Here is an 18,124-nt window from a genome sequence, read left to right as displayed (position 1 = left end):
CATAGAGTTACGGCGGCTATAGCGGTGGGGAAACGCCCGGTCCCATTCCGAACCCGGAAGCTAAGGCCACCTGCGCCGATGGTACTGCACTCGACAGGGTGTGGGAGAGTAGGACACCGCCGGAACATCCTTTGCGAGAAGGGGACCCAGTCTTGGGTCCCCTTCTTTGCGTTTGCAACCCTGTGCCGCGTGGTCGGGGTGTCACCCGTACATGATTCAATTTGAACCGTGCGGGTCGCTTCCGCAGGTCGCACGTCGGTCCGTGCGCCGCGGCCGGGTACGAGCAGAGTTCGGAGAAAGGGACCACCGTGTCGGAGCAGAACGACGGTCGTAAACCGTTCCGCCGCAATGGCGGTGGCCAGGGAGCCGACGGTGAGCGGCGCGACGAAGGCCGGTCGTACCCGCCACGCGAGGGCCGCGACGACGCCGGGCGCGGTGACGATCGTCGGTCCGGCGGCGGATTCCGGCGTTCGGGTTCCGATCGCGGCGACTCCGGCCGCACCGGCTCCGATCGTCCGTACGACCAGAATCGCGGTGGCTTCCGCGATCGCACCGGCGGTGCGGATCGCGGTAATTCAGGCGGTCGAGACGGTGGCGATCGTAGCGGCTTCCGGCGCAGCGGACCGGACCAGGACGATCGTGGTGGTTTCCGCCGTGGTGGTTCGGATCGTGGCGACCGGGGTGGTTTTCGCCGCGGTGGATCCGATTCCGATGACCGTGGTGGTTTCCGTCGCGGTGGATCCGATTCCAACGATCGCGGTGGTTCCCGGCGGGGCGATTCCGATTCCAACGATCGTGGTGGCTTCCGACGTAACGATTCCGACGACCGTGGTGGCTTCCGACGTAACGATTCCGATGATCGCGGTGGTTTTCGTCGTGGCGGTTCCGATCGCGGTGACCAAGGCGGTTTCCGGCGGGGTGGTTCCGATCGTGGCGATCAAAGTGGTTTTCGCCGTGGGGATTCGGGTTCCGATGATCGGGGTGGCGACTTCCGGCGGGGATCCGATCGCGAGGGGCGGAGCGATCGCGGGGGCTTCGGTCGGGGCGGGGATCAGCGTGATTCCGGTCGGCCGGGTGGAGGTGGGCGTGATGATCGTCGGGACCGGGATCGTTCGGCTGGTGGCTATCGCGGTGGTTCCGGGCGCGATGACGCGCGGCGTCCCGACCGGCAGGGTGGGGGGCCGCGCCGGGAGGGTGACCGGCCGGGTAGTTACGACCGTGGGCCCGGGCGGGGTGATCGTCGGGGACCTGCGCGTTCCTTCGAGGATGATCGTGGGCGGCCGGAGTCGCGGCGCGATTCGGATCGGCCGCAGGGCGGCGACCGTGGACGTGGGCAGGGTGGTGGCTTCCGCCGCGACGATGAGGGCGGCCAGCGGCCCGGTGCGGACCGGGGGTTCGGCTCGGATCGTCGTCGCGGTGGGGAAGGCGCGCAGTCCGTCTCGGGTGGGCGCAGTGCCGATCGTCGGCCGCCGCGTCCGGAGGAGCCGGTGCTCCCCGAGGACGTGCAGGCCAGTGACCTGGATTCGGGGGTTCGGCGCGATCTGCTGAGTCTCGACAAGGGCAATGCCGAGACCGTCGCCCGTCATCTCGTGATGGCCGCGCGGCTGATCGAGGACGAACCGGAGCTGGCGCTCGAACATGCTCGTGCGGCGCGGCAGCGTGCCGGGCGGATCGCGGTGGTTCGGGAGACCGCCGGTGTGATCGCGTATCACGCGGGTGAATGGGCCGAGGCGCTGTCGGAACTGCGTACCGCGCGCCGGATGTCCGGTGGTGCCGGTCTGCTCGCGGTGATGGCCGATTGCGAACGCGGCCTCGGCCGGCCGGAGCGGGCGATCGAACTCGGCCGCAGCGACGAGGCTCAGCAGTTGACGGCCGACGAGGCGACCGAACTGCGGATCGTGGTCGCCGGTGCCCGGATGGACCTGGGCCAGTTCGACCAGGCCGTGGTGACCTTGCAGACCCCGGAACTGGACCCGGCCCGCATCGGCCCTGCCTCGGCCCGGCTGTTCTACGCGTACGCCGAGGCGCTGTTGGCCGCCGACCGCGCGGACGAGGCCCTGAAGTGGTTCCTGAACGCCGCCTCTGCGGATGTCGAGGGCGATACCGACGCGGAGGAACGCGCCGAAGAGCTTGCCGCCGCGGAATACGAGGATGACGAAGGCGAGATCGTCCCGGGCGGCGTCGGCCGCGACAGTGACGAGGATTCCACGGCGAAACCCGACGAATCCACGGCGAAACCCGCCGAGGACGACGACCACCACTGAATCCCGCGAATACAACGCCGTTCCCGTGAACAGGTAGCGGCGTCGAGCAACTGATGAGACCCTCCTTGGTGCCTTGGTGCCTTGGTGCCTTGGTGCCTTGGTGCCTTGGTGCCTTGGTGCCTTGGTGCCTTGGTGCCTTGGTGCCTTGGTGCCTTGGTGCCTCGGTCGTGTTGCGTTGTGCGACGGCGGCGAGGATTCGGGTGGGATCGCATTTGTAGTGCTGCCGTGAGGTTGGGGCGGTATGAGTTGTTCGGGGGTTGTTCGGGCTCGCGCGTGTGTGGACGAAGTAGGCTCGGGCGGTCCGGGTGACGGTCCGGCGCGGGCGTATCGGTGTGGATGAAGGTGGTGCGAGTTTCGTGACGAGGCTGCGGGATCGGTTCGACGCGCTGCTGCTGGATCTGGACGGGACGTTGTATCGGGGACATGCGGTGATTCCCGGTGCGCCCGAGGCGCTTTCGGGAGCGGAGTCGGCGCAGGCGCTGATGTATGTCACGAACAACGCGAGCCGGTCGGCGGCGGCGGTGGCCGCGCATCTGAGCGAGTTGGGGTTCGGCGCCGCCGCGGATCAGGTGGTGACCAGTGCCCAGGCCGCAGCTCATCTGCTGGCCGATCGGCTGCCGCGGGGAGCGAGCGTGCTCGTCGTGGGCGCGGATGATCTGGCCGCGGAGGTCGATCATGTCGGGTTGCGTCCGATGCGACGGTTCGATGGGGAAGTGCCCGCCGCGGTCGTGCAGGGGTATTCGCCGCAGATCGCGTGGCCGGATCTGGCCGAGGCCGCGTATGCGGTGCGGTCCGGTGCGCTGTGGGTCGCCGCGAACACCGATGCGACATTGCCCACAGAGCGCGGTCTGGCTCCGGGAAACGGTGCGTTGGTGGCCGCGCTGCGGACCGCCACCGACACCGAGCCGATCGTCGCGGGTAAGCCGTACGCGCCCCTGGTGGAGGATGCCCTCACTCGCGCGGGCACGCGGTCGGCTCTGATGGTCGGTGATCGTCTCGACACCGATATCGATGGCGCGCTGTGCGTGGGCCTGGAATCGTTGCTCGTCCTCACCGGCGTCAGCACTCTCGCCGATCTCGGCGCGCGGTCCGCCGACGGTCTCCCGACGTATGTGTCCGATAGCTTGGATGCGCTGAATTATCCTGTGCTACAGGATGATCCGGTTCGATATGGCGATGGCGACCTGGCCGTCCGGCTCGACGAAAGCCTGCGCCGTAATCCCGGCAGGGCCATCCCGATCGTCCCGTAATCCGCACGCCCGAAAACCGCGGCGTCACCGTAGCTCCAGAGGATCCACGACCCGCAGAGCGGACACGCTCTTTGCGATCACGCGACGGAGGTGTTCGACGCGTCCGAATCCTTGGTGCGGTCCGATGCGCGTGGGCTTCACCGGCCGACCGATACCGGCCCTCGTGCCGGTTCTCGATCGACGTAATTCACCCGTGACCAACGATAAACAGACGACGACCTGGGGAACATGTTTCGGTTTTCACGTCTGTCCATGTACAGTTAATCTTCTGTTCAACTACGCAGAAGGAAATGAGGGTCGATCATGGCCTACATCAGTTTTGTCAGCGACTCGGTGCGGCGCCTGCGTGCCCGCTACATCCTCACTCGTGAGGAACGGCGGAATCTGCATTTGGCGAACAGCCCGCTCGCGGTGATCAGTGCCTCCATCGGCAGCCCGGTGCGTTAGCGGCATTCGGCACCGGCGATGAGTTTCTCGGGTGTTCTCCGTCCGCCACATGCGGATGGACACTCGAGGAGCCATCGCCTTTTTCTGTTTCCGGGGAGTGCGCCCGATATCGTGCGGGCGGTTCAGGACAGGCGGGGATCGGCTCGCTGGAGGTCGAGTTCGCCCAGGACGCGGACCACGATGCGGCCCGCCCGGCGGCGGGCTATGGCGGCGAGTTCGTGCGCGGCGGTCGGGGTCTTGAGCCACCACGCTTCGAACGGGCGGTAGTCGTCCGCGGGGATCAGGCGGGCGGCGAGGTCGGGGCGCTGCAGATGTAGGTAGCGGCGGGCGCGGGCGGCGTGCATGGGGGAGGAGACGATGGTGACGCGGTCGGCGTGCTCGATCAGCGGAATCGTGAATTCGATGTTCTGCCAGGTGTTTTCGGCTTCGGTCTCGGTGCGGATGGATTCGGCCGGGATGCCGAGATGCTCGCGCGCGTACCGGGCCATCACCTCGGCCTCGACCCACGGGCCGACGACGGCCGCGCCGGAGAAGATCACGAGCGCGCCGGGTGTCATCGACCGCGCCGCGATCCGGCAGCGCCAGCGTTGTAGCGGGTGGGTGGAGCCGTCGGCGCGGGCCGGGAATCCCAGCACCACGAGCGCGTGGGTGCCGTGTCCACTGTCGGGTTGAGCGCCGAGGTATCGGCGTGTGGCACTGCGGTGCATCCACTCCGATCCGCTGACGATCGCCGCCCCGAGCGCGATGGCCCACCCCGCGACAGCGCCCACTCCCTTGGTTCGCATGGGGCCATTGTGCCAACAACGTGTGCCCGCGCGGCTCATCCTGGCGACGTCGCGCCGGTGTAGCGGGGAGCCGCATCAGCGCGGGCGGTGTCTCGGGCCGGTTGTCAGCCGCGTTCGATACGTGCGAGCCACTCGGTGAGGAGTGCGCGCAGCAGCTCTGGTTGTTCGTGGGGCAGGGCGTGTCCCGCGGCGTCGAGGACGGCGAGCGATGCGTGGGGGTAGTGGTCGAGCAGGTCGGTGGCTGCGGCGTATCCGACGGTCGAGTCGAGCCGCCCCGCCACGATTACCGTCGGACCCGGGTAGGCAGGCTCGCGGTCGACGGCCAGGGCCCACTGCCGGCCGATTCGTTCGAACGCCGTCTCGTCGACGAGCGCGGCGGCCGGGGCGATGTGACGCTCGTATCGTTCGAGCATCTCCGGGGTTTGAATGACGAAGTAGCCGCGGAAGATGTCGTCGCCGATCTCGCCCGATCCGGCGACGACCCGGTGTTCCGGAATGTCACGCAGTGCCGTCAGCAACGGGCAGACGAGTGCCAGACCGAGAACCCGCGCCGGTCGCTTCGCGGCCATGGCCCGCGCGTAGTACGCGCCCGCCGAATGGCCGACGAGCAGGTACGCGGTTTCGCCGAACATCTCGTCGGCGAAGCGGAGCAGCGTGTCGAGGACGTCGTCGGCGCAACGCATCGTCTCGGGAGCGATCGTCCGGCCCATTCCGGGGAGGTCGGGATAAATCCGCCGCAGCCCGGCGACGTCCTCGAGAATCGGTTCGAAGCACGCCTCGACCTCGTGATGGTCCACCCGAGCTCCGTGCAGTATCAGCGCGGGGCGACCGGTCCCGTGTTCCACGTAATGGACGCTCACCCGGCCCGCCTGGATCCGCATCTTCGGAGGCTACCGCCCGGGAGGTGGTGCGGTAGCGTTGTCGGCACCATGACTACGCCGATGTCGCCTATGCCGGGCCCGAACGGGCCCCGTCCGGGGGTTCCGTTGCCCGGTCATCATCTGTCGGGGGCCGATCCGGCGGGTTTCGCCGATCCCGCGGTGGTGCGTGCGCGGATCGATGAGCTGATGTTCGAACTGCGGGCCGGAACGCGGGAAACCGGTTCTGCCGCAGCGGAATCGGCGGGGGCCGGGGCGGAGATCACGCGGCGCGCGCGCATTCTGGAGCAGGCGCACGATGTGCTGGTCCAGGCTCTGACGACGGTGGACAAGATCTGAGGTGGCCAAGCGGGCTCGGGTGGACGCGGAACTGGTTCGCCGTGGATTGGCACGTTCGCGGGAGCATGCGGTCGAGTTGATCGGTGCGGGGCGGGTGTTGATCAACGGCGCGGTGGCATCGAAACCGGCGACGGCCGTGGAGACGGGGACGCCGCTGCTGGTGCGGGAGGAACCGGACGAGGTGCGGTGGGCCTCGCGTGGCGCGCACAAGTTGCTCGGCGCGCTCGAGGCGTTCGAACCGGGCGGTTTGAGCGTCGCGGGGCGACGCTGCCTCGACGCTGGTGCGTCGACCGGTGGATTCACCGATGTGCTCCTGAGCCGGGGTGCGCGGGAGGTGGCCGCGGTGGACGTCGGTTACGGACAGTTGGTGTGGCGCTTGCAGACCGACGAGCGGGTGCGGGTGTTCGACCGCACCAACGTGCGCGCCCTCACCCCGGACGCGATCGACGGGCCCGTCGAACTGGTCGTCGCGGATCTGTCGTTCATCTCGTTGGGTCTGGTACTGCCCGCGCTGGCGCAGTGCTGTCTGCCGGGCGCGGACCTGCTGCCGATGGTCAAGCCACAGTTCGAGGTCGGTAAGGACCGAGTAGGCTCCGGCGGTGTGGTGCGGGACCCCGCGTTGCGCGCCGAATCGGTGCGGGAGGTGGCCGCGGCGGCCGCCGGACTCGGGCTGCGCACTCGCGGTGTGGTGGCCAGCCCGCTGCCCGGACCGTCCGGCAATGTCGAGTACTTCCTGTGGTTGCGCCGGGAGGACGGCGAAACAGGCGATACAGAGGTGGATGTGACTGCGCTGGTGCAGCGCGCGGTGGAGGAGGGCCCACAGTGAACCGGGAGATTCTGCTGGTCGCGCATCCCGGCCGTGCCGAACTCACCGAGACCGCGCATCGGGTGGCGAAGATCTTCTCCGACGCGGGGATCGGGTTGCGGGTGCTGGCCGACGAGGCGTACAGCACGCGCCTGGACTGCGACGAGACCGGTGAGCCGGACGGCTACCCGGTGCGGGCGGTGCCGCACGGGCCCGACGCGGCGGTGGGCTGCGAGATGGTGCTGGCCCTCGGCGGCGACGGGACCTTCCTGCGCGCGGCGGAGATGGCGCGTCCGGCGCGGGTGCCGGTGCTGGGAATCAACCTGGGCCGCATCGGATTTCTCACCGAGGCCGAGGCCGAGCACATCGACGAGGCGCTCGCGCAGGTGGTGCACGGCGATTACCGCCTCGAGCAGCGGATGACGATAGATGTCAGTGTCCGCGTCGATGATGTGGTGGTGGAGCGCGGCTGGGCCCTGAACGAGGCCAGTATCGAGAACGCCGTCCGGATGGGCGTGCTGGAACTGGTGCTGGAGGTCGACGGGCGTCCGGTCTCGCAATTCGGGTGCGACGGGGTGCTGATCGCGACCCCGACCGGATCCACGGCCTACGCCTTCTCCGCCGGCGGCCCGGTGGTGTGGCCGGAACTCGAGGCGCTGCTGGTGATTCCGAGCAATGCGCACGCGTTGTTCGCCCGCCCGCTGGTGACCAGCCCGGAGTCCCGGATCGCGGTGGAAACCGTTGCGACAGGACATGATGCGGTGGTATTCCTGGACGGCCGCCGCACCCTGGCGCTGCCGCGCGGCGCGCGTTTCGAGGCAGTGCGCGGGGATGAGCCGGTGCGGTGGGTGCGGCTGGATTCCGCGCCGTTCACCGACCGGATGGTGCGCAAATTCCAGTTGCCGGTGACAGGATGGCGAGGACGGCGGCCGGAGCGCACCCGCTCGGGCGAAAGCGAACACCGCCGAACGGAGAGCACGAGTGCTGACAGAGATACGGATTGACGGTCTCGGCGTCATATCCACCGCCACAGCGCAATTCCACGCGGGGTTGACCTGTCTGACCGGTGAGACCGGCGCGGGTAAGACGATGGTGGTGACGAGCCTGCATCTGCTCAGCGGTGCGCGCGCGGATGCCGGACGGGTGCGCCGGGGTGCGACCCGGGCGGTCGTGGAGGGCCGGTTCACCGTCGAGGAGGTGCACGACGCCGCCCGCGACGAGGTCGAGAAGGTGCTGGAATCGACCGGGGCACAACGCGATGACGACGACAGCGTCATCGCGGTCCGCACGGTCGGCAGCGACGGACGTTCGCGCGCGCATCTGGGTGGGCGCAGCGTGCCCGCGGCGGTGCTGGGGGATTTCACCGCGCCGCTGTTGACGGTGCACGGTCAGAACGATCAGTTGCGGTTGCAGCGGCCCGATCAGCAGTTGCAGGCGTTGGATCAGTTCGCGGGCGATTCGGTCGCGAACCTGCTGCGCAAGTACCGGCTGGCGCGCCGCACCTGGTTGCAGGCCCGGAACGAGCTGCTCGAACGCACCGCGCGCAGTCGTGAACTCGCGCTCGAGGCCGATCGGCTGAAGCATTCGCTGGACGAGATCGACGCGCTGGCACCGGAATCCGGTGAGGACGAGCGCATCGTCGCGGAGGTGCGCCGGCTGTCGGATCTGGATTCGCTGCGCGAGGCCGCGGTCGGGGCGCACGACGCTCTGGCCGGCCCGGACGACGCGCCCGGCGAGAGTTCGGGCGTGCTGGAGTTGCTGGGCGCGGCCCGCGCGCGGCTGGAGTCCGCGCAGGATCCGGCGCTGAGCGATCTGGCCCCGCGCCTGGGTGACGCGATCTCGGTCGTGGTGGATCTGACCACCGAACTCAGCGGTTACCTGTCCGATCTGCCGTCGGATCCGAACGCGCTGGATTCGCTGCTGAACCGGCAGGCCGAATTGAAAACGCTGACAAGGAAATACGCGCCCGATATCGACGGCGTGCTGGCGTGGGCGGCGGACGCGCGCGGGCGGCTGGATTCGCTGGACGTGTCCGAGGGCGCGTTGGCGACGTTGGCCAAGGAGGTCGAGGCCGCGGCCGACGAGGTGCGCGAGGCCGCGCGCAAACTCACCGCCGCGCGCGGCAAGTCGGCGAAGAAGCTGGCCGCCGCGGTGAGCACCGAACTGGGCGGGCTGGCGATGGGCCGGGCGAAACTCGAGGTGCAGGTGCGTCAGATGCCCGCCGGTGCGCAGGATTCCGCGCCGCTCACGGTGGGCGGCAAGGAATTACACGCCGGGTCCAGCGGTGTGGACGAGGTGGAGTTCCGGTTGTCGGCGCATTCGGGGGCGCAGTCGTTGCCGTTGAGCCGCAGTGCTTCCGGGGGTGAGCTGTCCCGGGTGATGCTGGCGCTGGAGGTGGTGCTGGCCCGGTCCGAACACGGCAGCACCATGGTTTTCGACGAGGTCGACGCGGGTGTGGGTGGACGTGCCGCGGTGGAGATCGGCCGTCGTCTGGCGCGGTTGGCACGCACCCATCAGGTGATCGTGGTGACCCACCTGCCGCAGGTGGCCGCGTTCGCGGACACCCATCTGGTGGTGGACAAGGTCGACGACGGCAAGGGCGTCAACAGCGGGGTGCGCGCGTTGACCGACGACGAGCGCGTCAAGGAACTGGCGCGCATGCTGGCCGGTCTCGACGACACCGAGACCGGCCGAGCTCACGCGGAGGAACTGCTGGCCACCGCCAACGCCGAAAAGCGGAGCGCGACACCGGCGGCCAGCTGAGGGGCGACTACTTCGCGACCGCTTTCTTGGCCGCGGACAGGAACGGGTTGATCAGGCCGCGCAGGGCGAGTTCGGTGATGCGGTCCGGGACCGGGATCTTCGGCTCGGACTCCATGCGGTAGCTGACCAGGGTGCCGCCGGGGGCGTCGGCGAAGGTGATGACGCCGATGTGGCGGCGGACCGGGGCGCCGGCGACGACCTTGTACTCCATGCGCTCACCGGGAACCAGTGCGGTGGTCTCCTCGGTGATGCCGACGCCGCCGAGGCCGACCAGGAACTGCGCGCCGACGCCGGTGCGATCGGTGTCGCCGGGCTTCTTCAATGTGAACCGGATCGGCAGATGGCCGTTGAGGCTGTCGCGTTCGGTGAAGAGTTTGTAGACGACGTCGCGGGGCGCGGCGATCACCGTGTCGATCGTGGTGCTGGCCATGGGCGGAATCTCCTCGAGATGCTGGGCGGGCGCGGCGGCGCGGCATATTTTCTGTGACAACGAGTCTCAGTCATGTGCCGCGCACACAGCATATCCATACCGGATCGTCCGGGATCATTCCGGATCTCGCGGGCATGCGAAGTGTCATTGGCGTCGCGGTAACGAATGTGATAGTGAATGCGGCGCGCCTCCACCAATGGTTGAGAGTTTGCGGTCAGTATCGGTTGCCATGAAGATGCTGGCGCTGTTGTCGAAGAACAACGAACTGCTGCCGGGCCGCACCGGTCTGGCGCGCGTCGACCGCAACACCCGGCGTCTGCTCAAACGAGTGGGACCCGGCGATGTGGTGGTGCTCGACGAGATGGACCTGGACCGGCTCACCGCCGACCGGCTCGTCGAGGCGGGAGTAACGGCGGTGATCAACGCCTCGCCGTCGATCTCCGGACGCTATCCGAATCTGGGACCGGAGGTGTTGGTCGCCAACGGAATCGTGTTGCTGGACGCGGTCTCCAACGACGTCTTCGCCAAGATCAAGGACGGAGCGCGGGTCCGCATCGATGGCGGCGTCGTCTACGCCGACCGGCTCACCCGCAAGGAACCCGAGGTGCTGGTCGAGGGGATCGAACTCACCGAATCCAGTATCGGCGAACGCATGATCGCCGCGCGCAACGGCCTGGCCGATCATCTGGAGGCGTTCTCGGGCAACACGATCGAATTCATCCGTACCGAGAGTGCGCTGCTGATCGACGGTTTCGGCGTCCCGGAACTGAGTCTGGACATGCGCAACCGGCACGTCGTGGTGGTGGCCGACGGCCCGGATCACCGCGACGATCTGCGGGCGCTCAAACCGTTCATCAAGGAGTACGCGCCGATCCTGGTCGGCGTCGGGCGCGGCGCGGACACCCTGGCGCGCTGCGGTTACCGGCCCGATCTGATCGTCGGCGATCCGGAGGAGATCACCGCCACCACCCTCAAATCCGGCGCCGAGGTGATCCTGCCCGCCGACACCGACGGACACGCCAAGGGTCTGGACCGCATCCAGGATCTGGGCATCGGCGCGACCACGTTCCCGTCCTCGGGATCGGCGGCGGATCTGGCGCTGCTGCTGGCCGACCATCACGGCGCGGCGCTGATCATCACCTGCGGCGCGGCCGCCTCGCTGGACGACTTCTTCGATCGCAGCCGCCGCGAATCCAATCCGGCGACCTTCCTGACCCGGCTCAAAACCGGTCCGAAATTGATGGACGCCAAGGCCGTGGCCACGCTCTATCGGCGCAGCGCCTCGGGGTGGGCGGTGGCGCTGGTGGTGCTCGCGGCCCTGGTCGCGCTCATCGTCGCGGTGCTGGCCTCGCATCTGGGCGGGGAGGCGCTGAACTGGGCGGCGTCGGTGTGGCATCAGGCCCGGGGCGTCGCGCACGACCTATCGAACTTGCTGCATCGGCAACGCTGAAGGGGGACAAGTGATTTCGTTACGTCAGCATGCCGTCTCGATCGCGGGGATCTTCCTCGCACTGGCGATCGGGATGGTGTTCGGTTCGCATTCGGGGGTGCTGACCGCGCTGCGCCCGGATCACGGACAGCAGGCCAAGCTGGACACGTTGACCACGCAGAACGCCCGGCTCGGTGGTCAACTCACCGCCTCGGACGCCTTCCTGGCCGGTGCGCAGGGACGGCTGCTCGGCGGGACGCTCGCCGGGCACAGCGTCTTGCTGTTCACCACGCCCGATGCCGATCACGGTGACGTCGAGGCGGTCGGCAAGGCGCTGACCAGCGCGGGTGCGAAGGTCACCGGCACCATCGCGCTGACCAATCCGTTCGTCGACTCCGGTCAGGGCGATCGGCTGCGCACCGCGGTGACGAATATGATCCCCGCCGGGGCACAGTTGCAGACCGCCTCGGTCGATCAGGGCAGCCTGGCCGGTGATCTGCTCGGGCTGGCGCTGCTCACCGATCCCGCCGACGGGCATCTGCGCGCCACCGCCCAGGAACGCTCGTTGATCCTGAACACCCTGCGCAGCGGCGGTTTCCTCACCTTCGGTGACGTGCAGCCCGCCCAACTGGCCGTCGTGGTGACCGGTGACGGCGCGCAGGCCGCGCAGGACGACCGGGGTTCGATCATCGCGAAATTCGCGGGCGCATTGCGGGGACGGGGCGCGGGTACGGTGCTGGCGGGCCGGGCCGGATCCGCCGACGACTCGGGCCCGATCGCGGTGGTGCGCTCGGACGGACCGCTGGCCGGTTCGGTGACCACGGTCGACAACGTCGATCACGAAATCGGCCGGGTGACAACGGCTCTCGGCCTGAGTGAACAGCTCAAGGGCCTGACCGGGCGGTACGGCACCGGCGCCCGGGCCAGTTCGCTGACCGTCGCCGCGCTGCCGTAGCCGCGGACCCGCGGCGGTGCCGGTGATCACATATGGGGTACGGGCACATTCGCAGCAGTGTTTCGCGTCCGGGGTCGGGATGCTGCTGGGGAGGTTCGCGACGGGTCGGCGGCATGCGGAATCACCGGCCAGCCACTACCCGGCTACTGCGCGTGGCATTCGATTCACGGGCCTTTTCCGTGTTAACGTGAAGACCCGTGGTGCAATCACGGATTCCGTCGCGAACGGCTACCAAACACATCTTCGTCAGTGGTGGCGTCGCCTCCTCACTCGGTAAGGGCCTGACGGCTTCCAGCCTCGGCCAGCTGCTCACCTCGCGCGGTCTGCGGGTGACGATGCAGAAGCTCGATCCGTATCTCAATGTCGATCCCGGCACCATGAACCCGTTCCAGCACGGCGAGGTGTTCGTGACCGAGGACGGCGCGGAGACCGACCTGGACGTCGGCCACTACGAGCGTTTCCTGGACCGGAACCTGACCCAGGACGCGAATGTCACCACCGGACAGGTGTATTCGTCGGTCATCGCCAAGGAGCGGCGCGGGGAGTACCTCGGCGACACCGTGCAGGTCATCCCGCACATCACCGACGAGATCAAATCCCGCATCCTGGCGATGAGCGCTCCGGATCGCGAGGGCAACATCCCCGATGTGGTGATCACCGAGATCGGCGGCACGGTCGGGGATATCGAATCGCAGCCGTTTCTCGAGGCCGCGCGGCAGATCCGGCACGAGGTCGGTCGGGACCACTGCTTCTTCCTGCACGTCACGCTGGTGCCGTATCTGGCGCCCTCGGGCGAGCTCAAGACCAAGCCGACCCAGCATTCGGTCGCCGCGCTGCGCAATATCGGCATCCAGCCCGACGCGCTGGTGCTGCGGTGCGATCGGGAGGTGCCGCAGGGGCTGAAGAACAAGATCGCGCTGATGTGCGACGTCGAGGTGGACGCGTGCATCTCCACCCCGGACGCGCCCTCGATCTACGACATTCCGCGGGTGCTGCACCGCGAGGGCCTGGACGCGTATGTGGTGCGGCGGCTGGGGCTGCCGTTCCGCGACGTGGACTGGACCGTGTGGGGTGATCTGCTCGAGCGCGTGCACAACCCGCGCGAGCAGGTGACCGTCGCGCTGGTCGGCAAGTACGTCGATCTGCCCGACGCCTACCTGTCGGTCACCGAGGCGCTGCGCGCGGGCGGGTTCGCGCGCAAGGCGAAGGTGAACATCCGCTGGGTGCAGTCCGACGAGTGCGAGACCCCCGCGGGCGCGCAGGCGCATCTGGGTGATGTGGACGCGGTGCTGATCCCGGGCGGTTTCGGTATTCGCGGTATCGAGGGCAAGGTCGGCGCGATCCGGTACGCGCGCACCCGCGGCATTCCGCTGCTGGGGTTGTGTCTGGGTTTGCAGTGCGTGGTGATCGAGGCCGCGCGCGCGGTCGGGCTCACCGATGCCAACTCCGCCGAATTCGAGCCGGACACCACGCATCCGGTGATCTCCACGATGGCCGATCAGGAGCAGGCCGTGGCCGGTGAGGCCGATCTGGGCGGCACCATGCGGCTGGGCGCGTATCCCGCGATCCTGGAACAGGGTTCGGTGGTGGCGCAGGCGTACGGGCAGGCCGAGGTGTCCGAGCGGCACCGGCACCGGTACGAGGTGAACAATGCCTACCGCGCCAAGATCGCCGAGGGCGGACTGCGTTTCAGCGGCACCTCCCCGGACGGGCATCTGGTCGAATTCGTCGAACTGCCCGCGGATCAGCATCCGTTCTTCGTGGCCACCCAGGCCCATCCCGAACTCAAGAGTCGTCCCACGCGCCCGCATCCGCTGTTCGCCGCGCTGATCGGGGCGGCGCTGAAATACAAAGCGGCCGAACGTCTTCCGGTGCAGATCGAGGGCGATGTGGAACTCGACGACGCCGAGAGCGTGTCCCGGTGAGTGATTCCGAACAGGCCGCAGCGGTGCCTGCGGCCGGTGCGCCGGGCAGTCACGAGTTCCGGACGGTGTCCAGCCGGATCGTGTATTCCGGCGCGATCCTGGCGTTGCGGCTGGATCAGGTCGAGATGCCCGGCGGGCGGGTCGCCGAACGCGAGGTGATCGAACATCACGGCGCGGTGGCCGTCGCGGCGCTGGACGAGAACGGTGATCTGGTTCTGATCAACCAGTACCGGCATCCGATCGGCCGCCGCCTGCTGGAACTGCCCGCGGGGCTGCTCGACGAGCCGGGCGAGGATCCGCTCGCCGCGGCCCGGCGGGAACTGGCCGAGGAGACCGGGCTGGGCGCGCGGACCTGGGCGGTCCTGGTCGATGTCGCGTTGTCGCCGGGGTTCACCGACGAGTCGCTGCGGGTGTATCTGGCGACCGACCTGTACGACACCGACCGGCCCGAACCGGAGTTGGAGGAGGCCGATCTGCAACTGGTCCGGATGTCCGTCGAGGACGCGGTGCGGGCGGCGCTGGCCGGTGAGATCGTCAACGCGACGGCGGTGGCGGGTGTGCTGGCGTTGTCGACCGCGCGGTCCACGGGTATCGAGCTGCGCCCGGCCGATGCGCCGTGGCCCGGTATGCCGACCAGATTCCTGGATCGCAAGGCCGCCGCCGGGAACGCCTGAGCCCGCGGGCGCGTTTCGGGCGGCGCGGATGTCGGACCCTGCTGCAATGATGTGGGCGTGTTGCAGCGGGAGATCGACGCGTATCTCGACCATCTGGCGGTCGAGCGCGGGGCCGCGCGCAACACGCTCAGCGCCTACCGGCGTGACCTGGGCCGATATCGGGAGTTCCTGACCCACAGGGGAATTACCGGCCTGGCCGAGGTGCGTGAGAGCGATATCGGCGATTTCACGGTGTCGCTGCGCGCCGGTGCGCACGGATATCCGCCGCTGGCCGCGAGTTCCGCGGCGCGGGGGCTGGTCGCGGTGCGCGGGTTGCATCGGTTCGCCGCGGCGGAGGGCATCACCGCCGGGGATGTCGCGCACGCGGTGAAACCACCCGCGCCCGCTCGTCGGCTGCCCAAAGCCCTTCCCTACGACCAGGTTTCGCGGTTGCTGGAGGCGTCCGGCGGTGCGGGCGCGGCCGACGGCGGGCCGCGCGGGCTGCGGGATCGGGCGTTGCTCGAGCTGCTGTATTCGACCGGTGCGCGGATCTCCGAGGCGATCGATCTGGATGTCGACGATATCGACGCCGCCGCCCGCGCGATCGTGTTGCGCGGCAAGGGCGGTAAACAGCGCATCGTCCCGATCGGCCGTCCCGCCCTGGCCGCGGTCGATGCCTACCTGGTGCGCGGCCGTCCCGCGCTCACCTCGCGCGGCACCGGAAATCCGGCGCTGTTCTGTAATGCGCGCGGCGGCAGACTCTCTCGGCAGAGCGCCTGGCAGGTGCTGCGTGACGCCGCCGAACGCGCGGGCATCCTCGCGGCGGTCTCCCCGCACACCCTGCGGCACTCGTTCGCCACCCACCTGCTCGACGGCGGCGCGGATGTCCGTGTCGTACAGGAACTTCTGGGCCACGCCTCGGTCACCACCACTCAGATCTACACCCTGGTCACCGTCAACACGCTGCACGAAGTCTGGGCCACCGCGCACCCGCGCGCCCGCTGACGCTGTCGCTCGTCGGCCGCGCCGACCTCGGCAATCACACCGACTTGTCGCCGAAACCGGTGATTTCCCAAGAAACATCGGTAACTTCGCAGGGAGCGGCCCCGACGGCCGTAGGCTCGTGACACCAACCGTCCGATGCCATCGGTGCACTCGAATGTGCGGCCGTTGGGGACGCGTGTCCGACCGTAGGGGAGGGGCTACGAGGCGGTAGCGTCTACAGATGTGCTCGACGCGGCACACCCTGATGAAGATCGGCCCCGCAACGCTGGGCGGGGCAATGCAGGACTTGTGAGGAGCAGCGGATATGACGACAGCGGGTGCGGGCGAACCGCATAGGCGAGCTGCGAGCGACCCGCTTCCATCCAACCGATCAGGATCGCGGATAGAGCATGCGGCCCGAACATTGTGGGAGGCGAAGGATATCGTGGCGGACGGCACGGAAGTGGGACCGACCGGACGCCCGTTGCGCGACATACCGGAGCCGCCCCCGGTGTCCCGCCACGGAGACGCGCTGGTCGTCGCGATGTGTAACCAGAAGGGTGGCGTCGGCAAGACCACCTCGACCATCAATCTCGGTGCCGCGCTGGCCGAATACGGCCGCAAGGTACTGCTGGTGGATCTGGATCCGCAGGGCGCGCTGTCCGCGGGGCTGGGGGTCGCGCACCACGATCTGGACCTGACCGTGCACAACCTGCTCGTCGGTGGCCGCGCCGGTGTCGACGACGTGCTGATGAACACCAAGGTCGAGGGGATGGATCTGCTACCCAGCAACATCGATCTGTCCGCCGCGGAGATCCAGCTGGTCAACGAGGTCGGCCGCGAGCAGACGCTGGGCCGCGCGCTCGCGCCGCTGACCGACCGCTACGACTACGTGCTCATCGATTGTCAGCCGTCGCTGGGTCTGCTCACGGTCAACGCGCTGGCCTGCGCGGACGGTGTCATCATTCCGATGGAGTGCGAATACTTCTCGCTGCGTGGCCTGGCCCTGCTCACCGACACCGTGGACAAGGTGCGGGACCGGCTGAACCAGCGATTGACCCTGTACGGCATCGTGGTGACCATGTTCGATGCGCGGTTGCTGCACTCGCGGCAGGTGATGGCCCGAGTGGTCGAGGTCTTCGGAGATCTGGTGTACGACACGGTGATCAACCGGACCGTGCGCTTCCCGGACGCGAGCGTGGCCGGTGAACCGATCACCACCTGGGCGCCGAAATCCGGTGGCGCGGAAGCGTATCGGGCGATGGCACGGGAAGTCATCCACCGGTCGGGCCGGTGAGCGAAGAACCGCCCACTGTTACGGATCCACCCGCTCCCGTCGCGACGGACACCCCGAGCCCTGAAAACGCCGGGGCCACCGACAATCCGGACAGAACCAACGTTTTCCACCTGCGCCTGACCAACTTCGAAGGCCCCTTCGATCTGCTGTTGCAGCTGATCAGCCAGCGGCGGCTCGATGTCACCGAGGTCGCGCTGCACCGGGTCACCGACGAATTCATCGCGTACACCAAGGCGCTGACCTCCACGCTGAATCAGGACCAGACTTTACGCGCGGACAAGATCCTCGATCTGACCACCGATTTCCTGGTCGTCGCCGCGACCCTGCTGGATCTCAAGGCCGCGCGGTTGCTGCCCTCGGGTGAGGTGAGCGACGCCGAGGATCTGGAACTGCTCGAGGCCCGCGATCTGCTGTTCGCGCGACTGTTGCAGTATCGGGCGTTCAAGCAGGTCGCGGAGTTGCTGGGGGAGTTGGAGGCCGCGGCGCTGCGGCGTTATCCGCGGGCGGTGTCGCTGGAGGATCGCTACCTGCAACTGCTGCCGGAGGTTACGCTGGGGGTCGACGCCTCCGGTTTCGCCGATATCGCCGCGACGGCGTTCCGGCCACGTCCGGTGCCGAAGGTGGGTCTGGACCATCTGCACGCCCACTCGATCTCGGTCGCCGAACAGGCCGCGCTGGTGCTGGAGATGTTGCGGGCACGCGGAGCGGGCAACTGGACCACGTTCCACGAGATCTGCGTCGACTGCGAGGTCCCGGTGCAGATCGTCGCGAGATTCCTGGCGCTGCTGGAGCTGTATCGAGGCAAGACGATCGAATTCGACCAGCCCGATCCGCTGGGACCACTGGCGGTCAGCTGGATCGGCGAGGTGGACGGTGCGCAGGCCGCACCGACGGTGACGATTGAAGAGGATTACGGGTGA

16 protein-coding genes, 1 rRNA gene and 1 pseudogene are annotated in these 18,124 nt (G+C 68.3%); 15 read left to right on the top strand and 3 right to left on the bottom strand.

Annotated features, from left to right (window positions below):
* Positions 1-8 precede the first annotated feature (8 nt).
* From rrf to NRB20_RS37475, 4 genes and pseudogenes are all read left to right on the top strand, one after another.
* Positions 9-125 (top strand): 5S ribosomal RNA (rrf, locus tag NRB20_RS03920).
* A 1,011-nt stretch (positions 126-1,136) separates the two neighbouring features.
* Positions 1,137-2,144, top strand: a pseudogene (locus tag NRB20_RS03910) (hypothetical protein); the annotation flags it as partial.
* A gap of 476 nt (positions 2,145-2,620) precedes the next feature.
* Entirely contained in the window at positions 2,621-3,514 is an 894-nt protein-coding gene (locus NRB20_RS03905) for an HAD-IIA family hydrolase (RefSeq protein ID WP_319944422.1), read from the top strand.
* A gap of 303 nt (positions 3,515-3,817) precedes the next feature.
* The gene (locus NRB20_RS37475; RefSeq protein ID WP_194289710.1) at positions 3,818-3,961 is read left to right on the top strand and encodes a hypothetical protein; all 144 of its coding nucleotides are present in this window, start codon (positions 3,818-3,820) and stop codon (positions 3,959-3,961) included.
* 122 nt (positions 3,962-4,083) lie between these two features.
* On the opposite strand, the gene NRB20_RS03900 is transcribed toward NRB20_RS37475, so the two are convergent.
* Positions 4,084-4,746 (bottom strand): YdcF family protein, encoded by a 663-nt coding sequence (locus NRB20_RS03900; RefSeq protein ID WP_227833126.1) that lies wholly within the window; start codon positions 4,744-4,746, stop codon positions 4,084-4,086.
* 104 nt (positions 4,747-4,850) lie between these two features.
* Positions 4,851-5,627, bottom strand: coding sequence for an alpha/beta fold hydrolase (locus tag NRB20_RS03895; RefSeq protein ID WP_153407696.1), 777 nt, complete (start codon positions 5,625-5,627; stop codon positions 4,851-4,853).
* 48 nt (positions 5,628-5,675) lie between these two features.
* Between NRB20_RS03895 and NRB20_RS03890 the strand changes: the two genes are divergently transcribed.
* From NRB20_RS03890 to recN, 4 genes are read left to right on the top strand one after another with little or no spacing between them, the layout of a single operon-like run.
* On the top strand, positions 5,676-5,963 hold the full coding sequence (locus NRB20_RS03890; protein ID WP_227833125.1) for a hypothetical protein: 288 nt from the start codon (positions 5,676-5,678) through the stop codon (positions 5,961-5,963).
* Between the two features lies 1 nt (position 5,964).
* Entirely contained in the window at positions 5,965-6,789 is an 825-nt protein-coding gene (locus NRB20_RS03885; RefSeq protein ID WP_319944421.1) for a TlyA family RNA methyltransferase, read from the top strand.
* Positions 6,786-7,772, top strand: coding sequence for an NAD kinase (locus tag NRB20_RS03880; RefSeq protein ID WP_319944420.1), 987 nt, complete (start codon positions 6,786-6,788; stop codon positions 7,770-7,772). Before NRB20_RS03885 ends, NRB20_RS03880 begins: the two co-directional genes overlap by 4 nt.
* On the top strand, positions 7,750-9,531 hold the full coding sequence (recN, locus tag NRB20_RS03875) for a DNA repair protein RecN (RefSeq protein ID WP_319944419.1): 1,782 nt from the start codon (positions 7,750-7,752) through the stop codon (positions 9,529-9,531). Before NRB20_RS03880 ends, recN begins: the two co-directional genes overlap by 23 nt.
* Positions 9,532-9,538: 7 nt before the next feature.
* Here the strand turns inward: recN and NRB20_RS03870 are convergent, their stop codons facing one another.
* Entirely contained in the window at positions 9,539-9,961 is a 423-nt protein-coding gene (locus NRB20_RS03870; RefSeq protein WP_153407695.1) for an SRPBCC family protein, read from the bottom strand.
* A gap of 229 nt (positions 9,962-10,190) precedes the next feature.
* Here NRB20_RS03870 and steA point away from each other — a divergent pair, with 229 nt between their 5' ends.
* The 7 genes from steA to NRB20_RS03835 all read left to right on the top strand — a co-directional run bounded on the left by steA (position 10,191) and on the right by NRB20_RS03835 (position 18,124).
* Positions 10,191-11,411: a putative cytokinetic ring protein SteA gene (gene steA / locus NRB20_RS03865; protein ID WP_153407694.1), complete on the top strand. Its 1,221-nt coding sequence runs from the start codon at positions 10,191-10,193 to the stop codon at positions 11,409-11,411.
* Between the two features lie 10 nt (positions 11,412-11,421).
* Positions 11,422-12,345 (top strand): copper transporter, encoded by a 924-nt coding sequence (locus NRB20_RS03860; protein WP_319944418.1) that lies wholly within the window; start codon positions 11,422-11,424, stop codon positions 12,343-12,345.
* Between the two features lie 197 nt (positions 12,346-12,542).
* Positions 12,543-14,270 (top strand): CTP synthase, encoded by a 1,728-nt coding sequence (locus NRB20_RS03855; RefSeq protein ID WP_319944417.1) that lies wholly within the window; start codon positions 12,543-12,545, stop codon positions 14,268-14,270.
* Complete coding sequence (locus NRB20_RS03850; RefSeq protein ID WP_319944416.1) at positions 14,267-14,944, top strand: NUDIX hydrolase; 678 nt, start codon at positions 14,267-14,269, stop codon at positions 14,942-14,944. Before NRB20_RS03855 ends, NRB20_RS03850 begins: the two co-directional genes overlap by 4 nt.
* A 57-nt stretch (positions 14,945-15,001) precedes the next feature.
* The gene (xerD, locus tag NRB20_RS03845; RefSeq protein ID WP_319944415.1) at positions 15,002-15,928 is read left to right on the top strand and encodes a site-specific tyrosine recombinase XerD; all 927 of its coding nucleotides are present in this window, start codon (positions 15,002-15,004) and stop codon (positions 15,926-15,928) included.
* Between the two features lie 304 nt (positions 15,929-16,232).
* On the top strand, positions 16,233-17,204 hold the full coding sequence (locus NRB20_RS03840) for a ParA family protein (protein ID WP_406603775.1): 972 nt from the start codon (positions 16,233-16,235) through the stop codon (positions 17,202-17,204).
* On the top strand, positions 17,201-18,124 hold the full coding sequence (locus NRB20_RS03835; RefSeq protein WP_406603774.1) for a segregation and condensation protein A: 924 nt from the start codon (positions 17,201-17,203) through the stop codon (positions 18,122-18,124). The genes NRB20_RS03840 and NRB20_RS03835 overlap by 4 nt, the downstream gene beginning before the upstream one ends.

Origin of the sequence: Nocardia macrotermitis (genome assembly GCF_009604405.1) — a bacterium.
Lineage (GTDB): Bacteria > Actinomycetota > Actinomycetes > Mycobacteriales > Mycobacteriaceae > Nocardia > Nocardia macrotermitis.
The sequence above is the reverse complement of the archived record's forward strand: the minus strand, read 5'-3'. Positions and strand labels throughout refer to the sequence as shown.

Coding starts and splice junctions, on each gene's coding strand:
- NRB20_RS37475 (WP_194289710.1), top strand. CDS start 3,818: ATGGCCTACATCAGTTTTGTCAGCGACTCGGTGCGGCGCCTGCGTGCC.
- NRB20_RS03900 (WP_227833126.1), bottom strand. CDS start 4,746: ATGCGAACCAAGGGAGTGGGCGCTGTCGCGGGGTGGGCCATCGCGCTC.
- NRB20_RS03895 (WP_153407696.1), bottom strand. CDS start 5,627: ATGCGGATCCAGGCGGGCCGGGTGAGCGTCCATTACGTGGAACACGGG.
- NRB20_RS03890 (WP_227833125.1), top strand. CDS start 5,676: ATGACTACGCCGATGTCGCCTATGCCGGGCCCGAACGGGCCCCGTCCG.
- NRB20_RS03870 (WP_153407695.1), bottom strand. CDS start 9,961: ATGGCCAGCACCACGATCGACACGGTGATCGCCGCGCCCCGCGACGTC.
- steA (WP_153407694.1), top strand. CDS start 10,191: ATGAAGATGCTGGCGCTGTTGTCGAAGAACAACGAACTGCTGCCGGGC.
- NRB20_RS03840 (WP_406603775.1), top strand. CDS start 16,233: ATGACGACAGCGGGTGCGGGCGAACCGCATAGGCGAGCTGCGAGCGAC.